Here is a 17,039-nt window from a genome sequence, read left to right on the forward strand (position 1 = left end):
CTATACTAGGTAGCGTTTCTAATGAAAATGAAGGGTTGCCAAGAGAGCAATTAGATTATTATTTAGTTCGTGATTATAATCGAAACGACCGTATTGGTAAAAGTTACATCGAAAAACAATACGAAGATGCACTACATGGAACGAAAGAACAGTCTAAAAATATTATGGATAAAGCAGGGAAGATTGTTCGAACAGAAAAAGTGACCGAAGGAAAAAGTGGAAATAATTTAATGTTAACAGTCGATATGGATTTGCAGAAAAGAGTAGAGGGAAGTCTTGAAAAGAATTTACGAGCCTTTCATGCTGCAGAGCCGATGATGGATCGTGCGTTCGTAGTAATGATGAATCCGAAAAACGGTCAAATTTTATCAATGGCAGGAAAGAAAATTGTAAATAAAGATGGCGGTATGCAAATAGAAGATTATGCATTAGGAACGATGACAAGTTCTTATGAGTTAGGATCAACTGTAAAAGGGGCTACTTTATTAGCTGGATATCAAACAGAAGCGATTAAGCCGTATACACATTTCTTTGATGCACCAATGTATTTTAAAGGAAGTTCTAAGCCGAAGAAATCGTGGAAAGAATTTGGGGATATTGATGATTTAAGAGCTTTACAAGTGTCATCGAACGTTTATATGTTTAATACAGCTTTAAAAATGGCAGGCATTAATTATGTCCCAAATAATCCATTAGACATTAAACAAGAAACATTTAATAAAATGCGCTACTATTTTAGACAATTTGGCCTAGGTGTGTCGACTGGTATTGACCTGCCAAATGAATCAATCGGTCAAATAGGTAGAACTGATAACATACCCGGATTTTTACTTGATTACGCGATTGGACAGTATGATACATATACGCCGCTTCAGCTTGCACAATATATTTCCACAATTGCAAATGGCGGTTACCGAATGAAACCACAAATTGTACAAGAAGTTAGAGAGCAACCGAATAGACCAGAGGATGTAGGAAAAGTCGTTCGGTCGATTGAACCAGTTGTATTAAATAGATTGGATATGGACACTTCGTACATTAATCATGTAAAAGAAGGATTTAGAAGAGTTTTTCAAGAAGCTGACGGAACAGGTACCGGAACGTTTAAAGGTCTACCATATAAACCAGCGGGAAAAACAGGAACAGCTGAGACAGTATATGGTGGAGAAAGTGATATTGGAAGAGATGAGAACAACAACCGAAAAAAATGTTATAATTTAACTCTTGCCGGTTATGCACCATATGATGCTGATCCGGAAGTAGCTTTTTCAGTTGTTGTACCATGGGTGAATGATGATAAATCAGGAATTAATTCTGCGATTGGTAAAGAGATTTTGGATGCGTATTTTGAATTAAAAACAAATAGATCAAATACAAATTCAATTCCAGTAGAACAACCGAACAAGGCACAGTAAAAATAGTATCACTGCATGGGAACATATTGTGCAGTGATATATTTTTTGAGTTAAAAAGCGCTTTATAAGGTGGGAATGGATATGAAAAAGGAGATTAAGAGAGGCTGGGGAAAGTACATACTATTTATATTTGTGATGGTAATAGGCTACCATTCTTTTACTTTATGTAAAGTGGAAGGCGAATCGATGCAGCCGACTTTATATGAAGAAGACTACGTATTTGTAAATAAAGCAGTAGTACGTCTTTCTAATTTACAGCACGGAGAAATTGTCATTATAAAGGAAGAGGATGAATCGAAATATTATGTGAAACGTGTAATAGGACTTCCTGGTGATGTAATTAACATAACGAATGGAAAGGTATATGTGAACGATAAAAAGCAAGAAGAACCATATACGAACAAAGATTTATTTAACAACACACAAGTGTTTTATAACTTTCAAAAGACAAAAATTCCGCCAAATAAGTTATTTGTAATGGGAGATAACCGCGAAGTGAGTAGAGATAGTCGCAATGGCTTAGGATATATTGAAGAAGATAACATAATTGGCAAGGTGGAATTTGTATATTATCCTTTTTCAAAAATGAAAATGATAGAATAAGTGGGGATGTGCAAAACCCCACTTATTAAAGTTTCACTTTATTTTCTTTAAAAAACCTTTTGGATTAAATGATATGAAAAATTTATGTTTAGACTCGTCGATTATGAAGTTATTGTTTTTAGTTAAAAACTCTTCCACAGCTTCCATCGGGCCAGGACCCCAATAGGGAAGAAGCGGATTTCCGTTAATGGAGGTATCTTCTACAATCATATAACTGCCAGTAGTGACGATAGATTTATATAGTAAGAGTTCTTTGGATACATGCTCTTTACTATGATCAGAATCTAAAATAACTAAAATCACATCATCAGGTTTGCGCATACTTACTATTGTTTGGATGGCCTGCACAGAAACAGAAGATGCTGTTAAATACGTAATCCGATTATGTGATGGCCGATTTGGCTGCGGAGTTATATCGATAGTAAGTACGTGACCTTTTCCAATTAAATCTAACATAGAAGCTAAATACAGTGCACTACCACCGTGAAAAGTCCCGCATTCAATAATTAAATCGGGCTTTAATTCATAAATAATTTCTTGATACAAAAAGAGATCAGAGGGAAGTTTACAGATTGGAACCCCGAACCAGTGTGTATCGTTTAACCACACGAGGCTGTTGTAATATTGGTTTAAAAATTCATTGCTTATATTATCGATTTTAAATTCTCCTTTCTAAAAAGGATTCTCTCGTTTGACGTAAAGTGTTTACGCATGAAAGTTGTACTATATATTATGTAGTAAGGAATTATAAGGCGAGTGTTTTTAATTGAAAATAAGCCAAATAACTCATGTGGAAAATGAAAGGAAATGATCGTATGTACAAATACACAATTTGCTTTATTAGAAAAAGCGATAAAATACTGCTATTAAATAGAAATAAAAAGCCGAATATGGGGATGTGGAATGGTGTCGGAGGGAAAATAGAAGAGAATGAAACGCCATACGATGGAATAATTAGAGAAACGTTTGAGGAAACGGGCATAGAACTTTCAAGTGTAACGTATAAAGGGACTGTTGTTTTTAAAGGTAAAGATGAGCCCCAGGCTAGTGAAGGAATGTATGTGTTCGTTGCTGATTTGCCAGATGGAATGCAAATGAATACACCATTACGTACGGCTGAAGGATTGTTAGAATGGAAAGAAATTGATTGGATATTAGATGGTGATAATAGAGGAGTAGTTAGCAATTTACCAAAATACTTACCGATAGTATTAACAGAAGAAAATAAGTTAAAACATATATTCACTTACGATAACCGGAATATTATTAATTACACAACTGCATGTTTGACAGAAGATGATGCGAACAAACGATATGAAAAACAACTCGTTTCTCAATAGAAGAGGATAGTGAAAAATCACGTTTTTGCTTTCATTATATATGCGAGGTGATTATATGCTTCAGAAATACAATTCATTGGTCATAATTGTAATATGTATGATATAACTTTTCTTATGGTGAAAGAGTAGAGAATATACGTAAACGGAACAAAAAGGAGGTGGCTTTGCCACCTCCTTTTTGTTCCGTTAGTCACGAATCGCCTTAATCATAAATCGATGTTGCTTCACATCAAAATATCCTTTTTGTAAGATGCTCTCATGTATGCGATATAAATCCTCATAATACCTTTCAACAGTAAAATCAGGAATTTGCCACGGAATCGCTTTTAAATAATAGACGATAGCGCCAATATCATAAAAGCGTTGAAAGGGGAACTCTTCTTTTTCTTCTAAAATAGTAAATCCATTTTCCTTTAACTCCCTGCATGCGGTTTCGAGAGACCAACTTGCAAATTCGCTATTTAGTGGTGAGCCAAACTGCGCATTAAGTTCCACGCAATCAAGACCACCAACTTGTTGTGTAAGAAAAACGCCACTTGGAGAAAGGACTCTGTTTACCTCAGAAGCAGCATACGATTCATGTTGATTTATAATTAAATCAAATTGACGATTTTGAAATGGTAAAACAGTATCATCGTTCACCGCTACAACAGTAACTCCAAAAGGCTCTAACTTCTTTCGAGCAATTGGCACGTTTGGAGCGTAGCCCTCAGTAGCCAATATAGTTGACGGGAACGGTTGTAACATAGATAAAAACTCTCCGCCGCCAGTACCCATATCGAGCATTGATTCTGCACGTTGCATAAGCTGAAAAGCAGTACTGCCGTACGACCATGGTAATGGCTCGCTCTTCATTCGACCTGTTTCTGAAATGAAAGAAAAATCCCAGCCAATAAAATTTGTATTTGCGCTTTCTAATAAAGTTAAAAATAATGGATCACGTTTCATAATTTTGTCCTCCTATTTTTTAATAGATGATATGATGAGAAAAAAAGCGGAGGACCTCTTATTAAAGAGAAACGGTTTTACGTTTCGTGTTCGAATAGATTCATATAACGTTACTCCTTGTGAGAATTGTTATTTATATATTCGGGATTTTCGAGTGGAATTCCTTTAAAATATAAAGGAAAGGTAGATGTTTAATGGAGAATTGGATTGAGTTTACAGACAAAGAGGACGAGCGAATTTTGGAAAGGGTATATAGTGAGCTTGAGTTTTCGCCAGGTGTTTCTACATTTCCATCATTTAAGGTGCCAAGTCCTTTTATTACATATAATATTTCTCATTACTTTGGAGAATCGGTAGATTTAGATGTGTATGACGATTTGGAAGATAAAGCGTTACAAGTGTTTAAGGAAAATACAGCATCGAATGAATATATCATGGCACTAGATTGGTAACATGAGTGTTATTGGGTGAATCCCCATTTAGAGTTTGAAAGAAATGAATTTGATGAGTGGATGATACCTGTATTTCCAAATGGAGATTACTACTTCTTCATTCAAAAAGACTTTAAGTGGGGCTATTTAGGCCAGCCTTGGGAAGAGAGTATAACGATATTTGGAAAAGAACTTATAGAAAGCTTTGAACGAAATAAGCTGAAAATGTTTCAAAATATTTTAAGGCAAGGGTAATGTTTGAAAGAGGAAAACCGCTTATACTTCATTTTTGAAGCATAAGCGGTTTTCTTTAAAATACTTAAAAAGAAAAATCTTTTGGCAAAGCATCACTTTTTATCACCGTTCTTAACCCATGTTTTATAATCCAAGCGTTAACAGGATGCTGTTTATCACGTAATTGCTGTAACCACTGAAAAACGAGTTCTTTATCTTCTTTCGTAATATCGTTAATATGATTGGCTACAGATTTTTGAACATATTTAGAAGGGTCATTCATTAATGGTTCAAGAAGCTGTAAATTGTACTTAAAATCACCTTTTAGAGCTCCTGTTTTTTTAGCCCAAGGAAGCCTTGGTCTTGTACCTTCAGAAACTAATCTCCTAATGTGGCTGTTTTCGTCATGAATCCACTGTTGTAATATGTTTAGTGTATCTTCATGGTATGTTTCAAGAAAGGGCCGAATGGCATATTCAGCAGTATTCCTTTTCGTTATTTCATACATTGCATTGAACGAGGTTTCAAAATCGTAAAGTCCATATTTTTCAACGTATTTTGCAAGAGGCATGTACATATATCCATTTGTAAATGTGCCTACTTCTGTTGTATTTTCTGGTCCTAATGTTTTCAGTAATATATGTATTGCTTCATTAAAATCTTTTTGTAAAGCATTGTGTAATTCATCTGCCATTACTTCAATACGTTGTTTTAACTCTAAATTTTCAACTTTATATGTTACAGAATCCACAAAGATTCTTTTAGAAAAATTAGGATCGTGTTTACAAATAGAATCAGCTATTTTTTCTGCTAATTCTTCATTAAATAAAAATTTTAACGGAACATAATTACCCATTTTTTCACCTCGGTGGTCAAATGAAAACAATTTTTATTTTTTTATCGACAATCCATAAACTAACGTCTCACTCGGAGTCGTAATACTAAAACCTGTCGTCTTATAATCAAGTTTCACCGTATCACCAGTGTAGTCTTTCGTGAATGAATCCATTTGTACGATAAGCTCTGCATCTTCATATACAACATCATCTGCGTTATATGTATCCCAAATTAAATCGACATCAACGAAAATACTACAAGAGTTCGTCATTGTTCCTCTAATGCGAACGATCTTTTTATCTTCAAGTTCTAATCTATGTATAGCTGCTTTTGCTTCATCAGTAATACGAATGTTCATTGTATCCCAACCTTTATTTATATTTCCTTTATTATTGCAAAAACAGGAGCAATAATAAAGGAAAGAGGTTTGTAACAAAAAACGAGCAAACAAATTTGTCTGCTCGTTTCACTTTATTTTAATTCACATTTATCAAGTGGAATCACTTTTGTTTTTTTCGTAAATTTATATCCTAACCATAGTACTAAGAAGAGTGGTAAACCGATGTAAGAAACGAGTACACCGTTCCAATCGATTGATTCGCCCATAAATGCTCCGTAGTTTTGACCTAAAATGACGATGACACAAAGTGCAAAGGCGAAGATTGGACCAAATGGGAACCATTTTGCTCTATATGGTAAGTCTTTTAAATCTTTTCCTTGTGCGATATATGCTTTACGGAAACGGTAATGACTAATTGCAATGCCGACCCAAGCGATAAATCCAGACATTCCAGATGCGTTTAACAACCAAATGTATACAACACCATCACCGAATAAAGAAGCAATGAAAGCGATACTACCGACAATTGATGTTACGATTAATGCGTTAACAGGTACACCGCGGCTATCTAGTTTACCTAAAAATTTTGGTGCTTTTCCTTGTCGAGCTAAATCCCAAAGCATACGAGTTGATGCATACATACCAGAGTTACCAGCAGATAGTACAGCAGTTAAAATAACAGCGTTCATAACAGAAGCAGCAAAGGCAACGCCCGCTTTTTCAAAAATAAGTGTAAACGGACTTACTGTAACATCACTTGCAGCAAGGCTTTCAGTTGTATAAGGAATTAATAAACCGATAACGAGAATCGCAAGGATATAGAATAAAAGAATACGCCAAAAGATTGAACGAATTGCTTTTGGGATATTACGTTCTGGATCAGATGTTTCACCAGCAGCTACTCCTAATAGTTCAGTACCTTGGAATGAGAAACCAGCTGCCATAAACACACCGATAATTGCCATGATACCGCCGTTAAATGGTGCATCTGCAACAGTGAAGTTTTTAAATCCAACCGTTTCACCGCCCATAATTCCAAAAATCATCATGAAACCAACAATTAAAAAGATAATAATCGTAACTACTTTAATAAGTGCGAACCAATATTCAGATTCACCAAACCCTTTAACAGATAAGTAGTTTAAAAGGAAAATAATAGCTAAACATAATCCGCTCCAAATAAGAGAAGGGGTATCTGGGAACCAAAATTTCATAATTAATGTTACGGCTGCAAGTTCAGCAGCAATCGTAATTGCCCAGTTATACCAATAGTTCCATCCAAGTGCAAAGCCAAGTGATGGATCAACAAATTTTGTTGCATACGTGCTAAAAGATCCAGTAACAGGCATGTAAGCTGCAAGTTCAGCTAAGCTTGTCATTAAAAAATAAACCATAATTCCAATTGCGGCGTATGCAATTAATGCGCCACCAGGTCCAGCTGTATGGATGACACCACCGCTGGCAAGAAATAGTCCGGTACCAATTGTACCACCGAGAGAAATCATCGTAAGGTGACGAGATTTTAATCCGCGTTTTAATTCACCTTGTCCTTGTGTAGTTTGCGTTTTAGAGGTAGATTGATTTGTTGCGCTATTCATGTTCAACACTCCTTTTCTTGTAGGTTAGGAAGGAGCGGGGGAGAAAAATACAAAAAACCGCCAAAGGAATTTGGCGGAACGTTTCACAAATAACCACCCCATCATACCCTTCCGTTAAGATAGCACCCCACGTTTACACGGTAATTTTGTAAACGTGACAGTTCTGTTCCTTTCGGAGACAGCCCCAGCTCATATTTCCAGAGAAGAAATATAAACTTCGGCAACTTTTCCTTTCAAACGGAGTCAGCTGACATTCTCTGTGTCTCGTCCGTTTTACTATTAAAAGTCGCAACCTCTACCTCATCGGATTGATGAGGATTTATATATTGCTAAGATTTTTAATATATGGCAATTGTAATGACTTTCTGAATATATTGCAAGATATTTTGTTAGGAAAAGTCAAAAAATATCGGTTATTGTATAGGAAACGCTTGCAAAACTCCACCCGAACCTACTATTATGTAGCAATAAGCAAAGAAAAAATTGTTATACAAATGTTTCGCAAAAAATATTGAAAAACCCTCTAAATTAAAAGAAAATTCAGAAAAATATAATTCGACATTCATGATAAAGTCATATTATTTGTTATAATTAGAGTAACGTTTAAGCAAAAAGGGGAAATCAAAATGAAATTAGAAACAGAAAGGCTCTATATAGTGCCGTGTACAGAAGAGAGTATTCAAGTCGCTAACGAGCAAGGATACAATAGCGGTCCGCATATTGTAGGGCATGTAAAGAATGTAAAACAAGATGCAACTTTATTACCATGGGGGGCGTGGTATGTTCTTCGGAAAGAAGATGATAGCGTTTTAGGTGATATTGGGTTTAAAGGGAAACCAAACGAGAAGCAAACAGTAGAAATTGGCTATGGATTTATTGAGAAATATTGGAATCAGGGCTATGCAACAGAAGCTGTAAGAGAACTAATCGATTGGGCTTTCAAAACAGGAGAGGTAGAAACAATAATTGCAGAGACACTCCTGGATAACTATAGTTCGATGCGTGTTTTAGAAAAGTTACATATGAAGAGAGTAAATGCTACAGAAACGATGATTAATTGGAAAATAGAAAAATAAAAAATACCGCTCTAAATTGGGCGGTATTTTTTATAGTTATGGTAGCATTTGCTTCTGATCATTTGGATACTCAGCCGTTGATGCGTTAGGACGATTGGAATGATTGCGAACAGCAATGAAAATAGAAATAATAACGACAAGACCAACTGCAACGTAAGAAAGTGAAATAATAGTTGGATCCACTTTAAATGTAGTAAGCAGTGTACGTATATTTGTAAAGATAATAAGACCGCCAACTAATACACCAAGTAAATGGGGCGGAACGATACGAACTAACCATGCAGCAATTGGAGCTGCGACAATACCGCCGAGCATTAACGCAAATACCCAAACCCAGCTTACTTGTTCCCAGCCAAGTGAGATGAAGAAGCCAATTGTTGCAGCGAGTGAAACAGGAAATTCACTCGTATCTACAGATCCAATAACTTTTCTAGCTTCATTTCCTCTTGCTAGAAGAACGGGTGTCGTAATCGGCCCCCAACCACCGCCACCAGTTGAATCAACGAATCCAGCGAATAAACCAAGCGGCACAAGTTGTTTTGCAGACATACGCTTATTTGAAGTGACAATTTGTTTTTGAATGATGAATCGTAATAAAATGTAAACCCCTAAAGTGAATAAAAATATGGAAATGTACGGTTTGATCACATCTCCAGGCAAATTACTTAAAAAACATGCCCCAACAAATGCGCCGATTGCCCCAGGTAATGTAAGCCTGGAAACTGTATATTTATCAACGTTTCCAAATTTGATATGAGATGCGCCAGAAGCTGCAGTTGTAACGACTTCAGCTAAATGAACCGATGCGGAAGCTACAGCCGGTGCAATACCAAACATTAATAATAGTGAAGTAGACGTTACCCCATAAGCCATTCCAAGTGCTCCATCGATCAATTGAGCGAAAAATCCAATAATAGCAAAGACAATTAATTTCTGCATAAATAATCCCCCTGTAATAATAAATGAAAAAGACACTTTTCCCGTATGAGAAAAGTGCCTTTGGTTTTTCCAATCAGCAATAATTAAATTTGTTTCATTATAATACATATTAATCGTATAAATCAACTAGGTTTTAAAGTTTTTGAATTGAATGAAAGAAAAATAAAATATACAATAAAAGGATGGAGAGAAAGGGGAGAAAGGCATGTTACGATTTGATCATCTCGTTCACGCAGTTCATGATACACAGGAGGAAGCGGCAAAACAAATGCAGGAACTTGGATTTCATACTGTATTAGGGGGAGAGCATACGAACTGGGGTACTTGGAATAGTTTAAGTTATTTTGACTTATCATACATAGAATTTCTAGCAGTTCAACATGAAGAAAAAGCGAAAGAAGCAGAAAATCCATTAGTACAAGAAACAGTGGTGAAACTACAAAATGGAGAAGGAATGCTACAAATCGCGATCCGAACAGATGCAATTGAGGAGCTAGCAGTTAACTTTAATAAGTACGGCTTACATACGATAGGGCCATTTGAAGGGAAACGCATGAGAAAAGATGGCCGGCTTCTAGAATGGAAAATGTTATTTGTTAAGCAAGAAGAGAACGGACCGAAATTACCTTTCTTTATACAGTGGAATGAAACGGACGAAGAAAGAAGAAACGATTTACGTAACATAGGAACAATCACTGAACATAAAAACAAAGTACAACAAATTGAAACGATCCATTATGCAGTGAAAAACGTTCGAGAAACGGTGCGGAAATGGAAAGAAGTAATGAGACTATCTACAAGCTCAGTTGTGAAAAATGAAAAATGGAATGCTAAGTGTCAAAGTGTAGTGTTTGGAAATATTCATGTGCAGTTTTGTGAACCGATTGGAGAAGGATTTGTGAAAGAACAATTGAACAAGGAAGGTGAATATCCATTTGCAGTAGAGTTTACAGGGGAAGATAAACGAGAGCATGAAGTACTAGGTAGTTTGTACATATATTAATAGAGGTGAACGTTGTGGAAGAAATGCTTAGAGAGATAGAGAGAATACTAGAATGGCCTCGTATTGCAAAGTGTACAGCTATTTCAAAAGGTTTTTCACATGAAGAGAAGTATAAAATTGAATTAAAGAATCAAGAAACTTATTTTGTAAAAGTATGTGATGCTGTTCATTTTGAATGTAAACAAGAAGAATATACGTATATGAAACAATTAGAGTCATTACATATTCCAACGCCCAAGTTAATTCATTTCATAATACTTGAGAAATTAAATAAATGTGTTCAAGTATTTGAATGGACCCGAGGTATAAATGGTGAAGAAGGTTTAACGAAGCTATCGGTGGAAGAACAGTATAATGCAGGAAGAAAAGCAGGGGAGGTATTAAAGAGGATTCACTCAATTGAAAGAGAAAGTGCAAGTAATAAATGGGAAACATCTAGATGGAATAAATACGAAAGATACATAGAGGCACTAGCAGATTACGAGGTGAATTTTCTGGATTTGAAGCCAGTATTAACCTTTGTAGACAAACATAAAGATTTATTGAAAAATCGTCCAATAAGATTTTTACATGATGACTTCCATCCAGCAAATAGTATGATTCATAATAAGGAGTTTATCGTAATCGATTTTGGAGGGTATGATTTTGGCGACCCAATACATGATTTCTATAATGTAGCGATTTTTACTACAAGAATAAGTAAACCATTTGCGGTTGGACAAGTTCACGGTTATTGCGGAGGCGAACCTAATCTACATTTTTGGAAACTGTACTCATTATATGCAGCAATGATATTCCCGGCTGATATCGTATGGACAAACCGAAGCACACCACATTTAGTAGATGATATGAAGGAAAGGTTAAATAGAATTTTAGAAGATCATAATGATTTTTCATCCTATATTCCAAAATGGTATCAATCAAGTGAATTTAATAAATAAAGGAGTAATTTATATGGATAAAATAGCAGTAATTTCAGATATTCACGGTAATATTCAAGCATTAGAATCCGTGTTAAATGATATTAAATTAAGAGGAATCGAGCGCATTATTTGTCTTGGAGATTTAGTAGGAAAAGGACCTCATTCCAGTGAAGCAATTGAAATCATTCGTAAAGAATGTGAAGTAGTCGTAATGGGAAACTGGGATGATTTTATTACAAAGCCGACTGAATTTGAAGCATTAAAATGGCATCAAAAACAATTATCAGAAGAACAAAACGACTATTTAAGAAGTTTACCATTTTCAATCGAATTTTTTATGAGCGGCAAACTCATTCGTATGTTCCACGCCTCACCGAGAAGTTTATATGAAAGAATTCAACCACACGCTTCAAGAGAAGAACGTATTAGTATGTTCGAAAATAGTGATCTGACGGAAAATATAGAAGGGGAAAGAAAACCAGATGTCGTTTGTTACGGTGATGTTCACCAAGCGTTCGTTCAAAATTTCAGAGGGAAAACGTTATGTAACGCCGGTAGCGTAGGAAACCCACTTGAAATAACACAAGCTTCCTATTTAATATTTGAAGGAACTTACAATGAAAAAGAAGCAGCGAGTTTTTCCATCCAACTTGTACGTGTACCGTATGATATTGAATTAGCTATCAGGCTAGCAGAAGAACTCGAAATGCCAGAAATTGCAGAATACAAACAAGAGTTACGGACTGCTTTATATCGAGGGTTTAAGGGGAAGTAAGCTAATAATATATCAACGATTTTTCAAATATATCTATCACAACATAAAATATATCAACGATTCGACAAAGGGTATCGATTTACCGACAAATAGTGGCATGAATTATTACTTATAATTATATTATGTAAACTAATTATAAAGGGAGATATCATGAACCGAAAACAACGAATCAAAGAAATTGCAGATCATATTGTAAAGCTAAACTTAATCTATCCAACAAGAGTTGGAGTAAGTGGTATTACAGCATCAGGAAAAACAACATTTGCAAACGAACTAGCGGAAGAAATAAAAAAACGAGGATTACCAGTAACACGCGCCAGCATTGATGATTTTCATAATCCAAGAGTGATTCGCTATGCAAAAGGAAAAGAATCTGCAAGAGGGTATTATGAAGATGCACACGATTATACAGCTTTCAAAGAAAGATTATTAATGCCTTTAGGACCTAACGGGAATTTACAGTATGAAACGATTTCTCATAACTTAATAACGGATATGTCTGTACATAATGAGCCGCTATTGGCCACGCAAAACATGATATTAATAGTAGATGGAACGTTTCTATTGAAAAAAGACGTTGCGTATTTATTTGATTACAAAATCTTTGTAGATACAAATTTTGAGATTGCGAGAAAACGTGGTGCTAAGCGGGAAACTGAAGCTTTTGGAAGTTATGAAGAAGCAGAGAAGATGTTTTTGAACAGATATCATGCGGCCTGTAAGATGTATATAGATGAGCATAATCCAAAAGAGTGTGCGAATGTTATAGTTAAGAATAGTGATTTAGGAAATCCAGAAGTTATATTTCATGAAAGAGCGTAATACATAATCAGAAATATATGTATAGCCTTTTGTTTATTGTTATAATTAAATTAATTTTATGAAGCAAATAAAAGGGGATAAGACAATAAAAAACGCAAAAAGGGGACAAGAAATATAATGAATGAAGTACTAGAACTAAAAGAAGAACTACTACAAATTAAAAATAACAATTATGCTGTACCAGAAGACGTAGATGCATATCCATATGCGCAGTGGATGTTAGATTATATCGGATCACCTGATGCTGAACTGCGTGATGATTTGATATATAGTACGCTTCACAAATGGATTACAAATGATGTATTTAGACAAAAAGAATTACGAGGATTAATGCTGCAAGCAATTAGCCCTGATTATTTATTTTATAAAATTGGTGAAAAGGGAACAGACTCTGTTTTTAAACGTGCATTCTCCGTATTAATTCCACCACTTATTTTATCTGTTCATGAAAGAGAACCACTGTTATCTGAAGAACAACTGTACAGTGTGGCAGAACAAGTGCTGGAATATGTATATTTAGAAGAAGATGTAAGAGGCTACGTAGAAGAAAAAGGCTGGGCACACTCTACTGCACATGCAGCAGATGCGCTCGATGCTTTAGCACGTACAATCCAAAATCGTGAGTTCTCATATGCAATACTAGCTGCCGTTCGTCAGAAGGTACGCTTACATGACTACGTATACATTCACTTTGAGGATGAGAGATTAGTAGCACCAATTATGTCGTTACGTAACCAAAATCTTTTAACTGAAGAAGAGTGGAGCAACTGGTTACATAGTATAGCAACTGTTGAAGACATCCGACATCCGCAGCATGCTATTTTAGTACAAAATATTAGAGCTTTCTTAAGAAGTTTATATTTTAGAGTTTTAGAGACAGAGGGTAATACAGCCTTTACAGATGATGTATTGGAGACTTTGAAAGGGTTGCGTAGGTATTAAAAATGGTCCATCCTTAGAAACAATGAATAGATATTAATTTTGAAAATTTATTAGAAATTTATTTTTATATTGTACCCTTTCGATATAGGTTGAAAGGGGTGTTAAATGAAAAAGTTATTAAAGTCAGTGAAAATAATATTTTTAATGTGTATTAGTATGATTTTCTTTGGAACAGGCGCTGTATTTATATATCATAACTATCAATTAAAAATGGAATCGAAATTAATGAACAATGAAGGCGAACTTGTTAATTTCGAAAATAAAAAAGTGAATGTTTATAATGAGGGGAGCGGGAAGGATACGTTTGTATTTATGGCCGGATCTGGAATTGCCGCTCCTGTTTATGAATTGAAAGGCTTATATAGTAAATTTTCGAAAGAAAACAAGATTTCTGTAATTGAGAGAGCTGGTTATGGATACAGTGATGTTTTTCAAGATGATAGAGATATTGATACGATATTAGAACAAACGAGAGAAGCGCTTATTCGAAGTGGAAATAAACCACCTTACATTTTAGTACCACACTCTCTATCGGGTATTGAGGCTATTTATTGGGCACAAAAATATCCAAGTGAAGTAAAAGCGATTATTGCGTTAGATATTGGTTTACCTAAACAGTACGTAACTAATAAAATAGGTATGGTTGATTCATTAAAAATAAAAGGGATGAATATTTTAACGAAAATTGGTTTTCAGAGATTAGCTCCCTCTATTACTTATAATCCCGAAGTCATTCGTCAATCCTTTTTAAACGAACAGGAAAAAGATACTTATAAAGCGCTTACGTATAAGAGGGCTTTTAATGATGATATGAAGCAAGAACTTTTACAAAGCTACAATAACGGTAAAAAATCAAATTCTTTATCGATCCCAAAAGAAACACCTATGTTATTTATAGATGCGATTGCTAGGCAAAATAAAGATTCGAAGTATACAAAGCAAAAAAACAAAGATTATAAGGAATTTGCTAGCGAGTTATTAATAGCTGATATGAAAATAATTGAAGGTACACATAGTATTTATTTATACGCTCCTGATGAAATATACAAATTTGCTATGGATTTTATTAATAATAAAGTAGTGAAGAACTAAGTTATTATTATTTTAGCGATGAAAGGTCTACATAATGAAAGTATATAACATATTAATTGTTGAAGATGATTTGATGATAGGAGATTTATTACAAAAAATTTTGCAGTACGAGAAGTATAATGTGTATTGGGAGAAAGAAGGAAAGCAAGTTCTTGATGTAATTCATGAGATAGATTTAGTCATAATGGATGTTATGTTACCAGGCGAAGATGGTTATCAAATTACAAAGAAAATAAAAAATTTAGGATTAAATATTCCAATTATATTTCTATCAGCTCGGAATGATATGGATAGTAAATTAAAAGGTTTGATTATTGGAGAAGAATACATGATAAAACCTTTTGATCCTAGAGAGTTGCTATTAAGGATTCAGAAAATGTTAGCTAATCGATATGGTACTTTTACGCAAATTAAACATTTATTTATAGATGCAGAATACAAAAGAGTTCTAATTTATGGTTTGCGTGATGAAGTTGCTTTTACTGCGATTGAGCGTAAAATATTCTTCTATTTATATGAAAATAGAGATAGAATTTTATCGAAAGAACATTTCTATGATTACCTATGGCAACTCGAAGATAGAAATCAAAATATCATGAACGTACATATAAAGAAAATTAGGACCAAAATTGATGATAAAACAGGTGATATTATACAGAACATATATGGAGAAGGGTATAGACTAAATACCTACATGAAGAAATGAACTTAAAGAAAAAATATCAGTTACTACTATTCTCCGCTATTATTAGCGTACCACTGTTATTGTTGTCGATTAGTATCTTTGTATCAGTTATTTATAATGTTGTCTTTAAAACTAAAAATAAGAACATCCCTTTTCACGAATCCTATGCATATCCTACTATGTTAATCATATTTTTATTATCACTATTAGTATTAGCTTTTGTATTTTCAAAGTCGATTAACACCGTATTAAACAAAATTAATATATTAAATCAAACAATTCGAGATTTAGCTAGTGATAAAAAAATCCCTAATATAATAGATGTTAAAAGCGATGATGAAATGGGAGAACTGATTAAATCAGTAACTTGCTTATAGAAAGAACAACTTATCGAGAATTGGAACTACAGCAACAGGAACAAATAAAAAAGGAACTATTAAATAAATTACGGCATGATATTAATACACCCTTAACAGCGGTCAGATTACAATTATATTATTTAGAAGGTGAGTACAAGGAACAAGTACCAGTAATTGAATCACTTTATGATCAGATACAATATATAAGTGATTTAACTAACGAATTTAATATTCAATCTACAGAAACCTTAGAGAATACTTATATTGTGCATGATGAAGTGAATATACACAATTTAATAGAAAATATGATTAAAAAATGGAGCTATTTGTATAGCATTCATAAAATTGAATTAGTATATAATCCACAAGATAAAGAGTTGATATGGAATAGTAATGAGTTATGGATTCAAAGGCTATTTGATAATATTTTTCAAAATGTCCTTAAACATTCAGAAGCTAAAAAACTCAAAATCATTATAGATGAAGATGTTGTTTCTTTTAGAGATAATGGGATTGGGTTTGATATAAATAGTAAAGGAACGGGACTTGGTTTGAAAAATATTGAAGATATATCAAAGATGTTCGATATAAAATACACTTTACAATCAAATAGTGAGGGGACAATGTTTTCATTTGAAAATACTAAAGTTTAGAGCAAATTACATAAAATCAACATC

At 34.2% G+C, this 17,039-nt stretch carries 17 protein-coding genes, 2 pseudogenes and 1 riboswitch; of the genes and pseudogenes, 13 read left to right on the plus strand and 6 right to left on the minus strand.

Translation table 11 applies throughout. From position 1 onward, the window contains the following. Both ACODS7_RS11880 and lepB read left to right on the plus strand, forming a co-directional pair. Positions 1-1,415: peptidoglycan D,D-transpeptidase FtsI family protein (locus ACODS7_RS11880; RefSeq protein ID WP_488826745.1), on the plus strand; the 1,415-nt coding region annotated here is incomplete at its 5' end. A gap of 81 nt (positions 1,416-1,496) precedes the next feature. Next, a complete protein-coding gene (gene lepB, locus ACODS7_RS11885) occupies positions 1,497-2,018 on the plus strand; it encodes a signal peptidase I (protein WP_016081083.1) in 522 nt (173 codons plus the stop codon). Positions 2,019-2,051: 33 nt separating this feature from the next. Here lepB and ACODS7_RS11890 read toward each other — a convergent pair whose 3' ends face one another. Next, on the minus strand, positions 2,052-2,675 hold the full coding sequence (locus ACODS7_RS11890) for a cephalosporin hydroxylase family protein (RefSeq protein ID WP_268998439.1): 624 nt from the start codon (positions 2,673-2,675) through the stop codon (positions 2,052-2,054). A gap of 158 nt (positions 2,676-2,833) precedes the next feature. Between ACODS7_RS11890 and ACODS7_RS11895 the strand changes: the two genes are divergently transcribed. Next, positions 2,834-3,358: an NUDIX hydrolase gene (locus tag ACODS7_RS11895; protein ID WP_016081084.1), complete on the plus strand. Its 525-nt coding sequence runs from the start codon at positions 2,834-2,836 to the stop codon at positions 3,356-3,358. Positions 3,359-3,544: 186 nt separating this feature from the next. On the opposite strand, the gene ACODS7_RS11900 is transcribed toward ACODS7_RS11895, so the two are convergent. Further along, positions 3,545-4,306 (minus strand): class I SAM-dependent methyltransferase, encoded by a 762-nt coding sequence (locus tag ACODS7_RS11900; RefSeq protein WP_048565457.1) that lies wholly within the window; start codon positions 4,304-4,306, stop codon positions 3,545-3,547. A 194-nt stretch (positions 4,307-4,500) separates the two neighbouring features. On the opposite strand from ACODS7_RS11900, the pseudogene ACODS7_RS11905 reads away from it, so the two are divergent. Further along, positions 4,501-4,992 (plus strand): annotated as a pseudogene (locus tag ACODS7_RS11905) (DUF2716 domain-containing protein). A gap of 64 nt (positions 4,993-5,056) precedes the next feature. Here the strand turns inward: ACODS7_RS11905 and ACODS7_RS11910 are convergent. From ACODS7_RS11910 to ACODS7_RS11920, 3 genes are all read right to left on the minus strand, one after another. After that, positions 5,057-5,827: a DNA alkylation repair protein gene (locus tag ACODS7_RS11910; RefSeq protein ID WP_043937009.1), complete on the minus strand. Its 771-nt coding sequence runs from the start codon at positions 5,825-5,827 to the stop codon at positions 5,057-5,059. A 33-nt stretch (positions 5,828-5,860) separates the two neighbouring features. Beyond that, positions 5,861-6,166 carry an iron-sulfur cluster biosynthesis family protein gene (locus ACODS7_RS11915; protein WP_001026167.1) on the minus strand — a complete coding sequence of 102 codons (306 nt, stop codon included), beginning with the start codon at positions 6,164-6,166 and terminating at the stop codon, positions 5,861-5,863. 113 nt (positions 6,167-6,279) lie between these two features. Beyond that, positions 6,280-7,746 (minus strand): amino acid permease, encoded by a 1,467-nt coding sequence (locus ACODS7_RS11920; RefSeq protein ID WP_016081089.1) that lies wholly within the window; start codon positions 7,744-7,746, stop codon positions 6,280-6,282. A 112-nt stretch (positions 7,747-7,858) separates the two neighbouring features. Next, positions 7,859-8,052: riboswitch (Lysine riboswitch) on the minus strand. 320 nt (positions 8,053-8,372) lie between these two features. Between ACODS7_RS11920 and ACODS7_RS11925 the strand changes: the two genes are divergently transcribed. Continuing rightward, positions 8,373-8,822: a GNAT family N-acetyltransferase gene (locus ACODS7_RS11925; protein WP_016081090.1), complete on the plus strand. Its 450-nt coding sequence runs from the start codon at positions 8,373-8,375 to the stop codon at positions 8,820-8,822. A 36-nt stretch (positions 8,823-8,858) separates the two neighbouring features. Here ACODS7_RS11925 and ACODS7_RS11930 read toward each other — a convergent pair whose 3' ends face one another. After that, entirely contained in the window at positions 8,859-9,761 is a 903-nt protein-coding gene (locus tag ACODS7_RS11930; protein WP_042968978.1) for a sulfite exporter TauE/SafE family protein, read from the minus strand. Between the two features lie 205 nt (positions 9,762-9,966). Between ACODS7_RS11930 and ACODS7_RS11935 the strand changes: the two genes are divergently transcribed. The 8 genes and pseudogenes from ACODS7_RS11935 (at position 9,967) to ACODS7_RS11970 (ending at position 17,015) form a co-directional block, all read left to right on the plus strand. Beyond that, positions 9,967-10,764, plus strand: a complete 798-nt coding sequence (locus tag ACODS7_RS11935; RefSeq protein ID WP_029442695.1) for a VOC family protein — start codon at positions 9,967-9,969, stop codon at positions 10,762-10,764. A gap of 14 nt (positions 10,765-10,778) precedes the next feature. Continuing rightward, on the plus strand, positions 10,779-11,705 hold the full coding sequence (locus ACODS7_RS11940) for an aminoglycoside phosphotransferase family protein (protein ID WP_029442694.1): 927 nt from the start codon (positions 10,779-10,781) through the stop codon (positions 11,703-11,705). Positions 11,706-11,718: 13 nt separating this feature from the next. Next, positions 11,719-12,462 (plus strand): metallophosphoesterase family protein, encoded by a 744-nt coding sequence (locus ACODS7_RS11945; RefSeq protein ID WP_000357655.1) that lies wholly within the window; start codon positions 11,719-11,721, stop codon positions 12,460-12,462. 150 nt (positions 12,463-12,612) lie between these two features. Next, positions 12,613-13,284: a nucleoside/nucleotide kinase family protein gene (locus tag ACODS7_RS11950; RefSeq protein ID WP_029442693.1), complete on the plus strand. Its 672-nt coding sequence runs from the start codon at positions 12,613-12,615 to the stop codon at positions 13,282-13,284. Positions 13,285-13,401: 117 nt separating this feature from the next. After that, positions 13,402-14,226 carry a DUF2785 domain-containing protein gene (locus ACODS7_RS11955; protein ID WP_029442692.1) on the plus strand — a complete coding sequence of 275 codons (825 nt, stop codon included), beginning with the start codon at positions 13,402-13,404 and terminating at the stop codon, positions 14,224-14,226. 105 nt (positions 14,227-14,331) lie between these two features. Then, on the plus strand, positions 14,332-15,318 hold the full coding sequence (locus tag ACODS7_RS11960) for an alpha/beta fold hydrolase (RefSeq protein WP_242806652.1): 987 nt from the start codon (positions 14,332-14,334) through the stop codon (positions 15,316-15,318). 34 nt (positions 15,319-15,352) lie between these two features. Then, the gene (locus ACODS7_RS11965; RefSeq protein ID WP_243168237.1) at positions 15,353-16,024 is read left to right on the plus strand and encodes a response regulator transcription factor; all 672 of its coding nucleotides are present in this window, start codon (positions 15,353-15,355) and stop codon (positions 16,022-16,024) included. Beyond that, a pseudogene (locus tag ACODS7_RS11970) lies at positions 16,021-17,015 on the plus strand (sensor histidine kinase). The gene ACODS7_RS11965 and the pseudogene ACODS7_RS11970 overlap by 4 nt, the downstream one beginning before the upstream one ends. Positions 17,016-17,039 lie beyond the last annotated feature (24 nt).

Source organism: Bacillus sp. FG16 (genome assembly GCF_057809515.1).

Coding starts and splice junctions, on each gene's coding strand:
- ACODS7_RS11945 (WP_000357655.1), top strand. CDS start 11,719: ATGGATAAAATAGCAGTAATTTCAGATATTCACGGTAATATTCAAGCA.
- ACODS7_RS11900 (WP_048565457.1), bottom strand. CDS start 4,306: ATGAAACGTGATCCATTATTTTTAACTTTATTAGAAAGCGCAAATACA.
- ACODS7_RS11935 (WP_029442695.1), top strand. CDS start 9,967: ATGTTACGATTTGATCATCTCGTTCACGCAGTTCATGATACACAGGAG.
- ACODS7_RS11960 (WP_242806652.1), top strand. CDS start 14,332: ATGAAAAAGTTATTAAAGTCAGTGAAAATAATATTTTTAATGTGTATT.
- ACODS7_RS11910 (WP_043937009.1), bottom strand. CDS start 5,827: ATGGGTAATTATGTTCCGTTAAAATTTTTATTTAATGAAGAATTAGCA.
- lepB (WP_016081083.1), top strand. CDS start 1,497: ATGAAAAAGGAGATTAAGAGAGGCTGGGGAAAGTACATACTATTTATA.
- ACODS7_RS11915 (WP_001026167.1), bottom strand. CDS start 6,166: ATGAACATTCGTATTACTGATGAAGCAAAAGCAGCTATACATAGATTA.
- ACODS7_RS11965 (WP_243168237.1), top strand. CDS start 15,353: ATGAAAGTATATAACATATTAATTGTTGAAGATGATTTGATGATAGGA.
- ACODS7_RS11895 (WP_016081084.1), top strand. CDS start 2,834: ATGTACAAATACACAATTTGCTTTATTAGAAAAAGCGATAAAATACTG.
- ACODS7_RS11955 (WP_029442692.1), top strand. CDS start 13,402: ATGAATGAAGTACTAGAACTAAAAGAAGAACTACTACAAATTAAAAAT.
- ACODS7_RS11925 (WP_016081090.1), top strand. CDS start 8,373: ATGAAATTAGAAACAGAAAGGCTCTATATAGTGCCGTGTACAGAAGAG.
- ACODS7_RS11950 (WP_029442693.1), top strand. CDS start 12,613: ATGAACCGAAAACAACGAATCAAAGAAATTGCAGATCATATTGTAAAG.
- ACODS7_RS11930 (WP_042968978.1), bottom strand. CDS start 9,761: ATGCAGAAATTAATTGTCTTTGCTATTATTGGATTTTTCGCTCAATTG.
- ACODS7_RS11920 (WP_016081089.1), bottom strand. CDS start 7,746: ATGAATAGCGCAACAAATCAATCTACCTCTAAAACGCAAACTACACAA.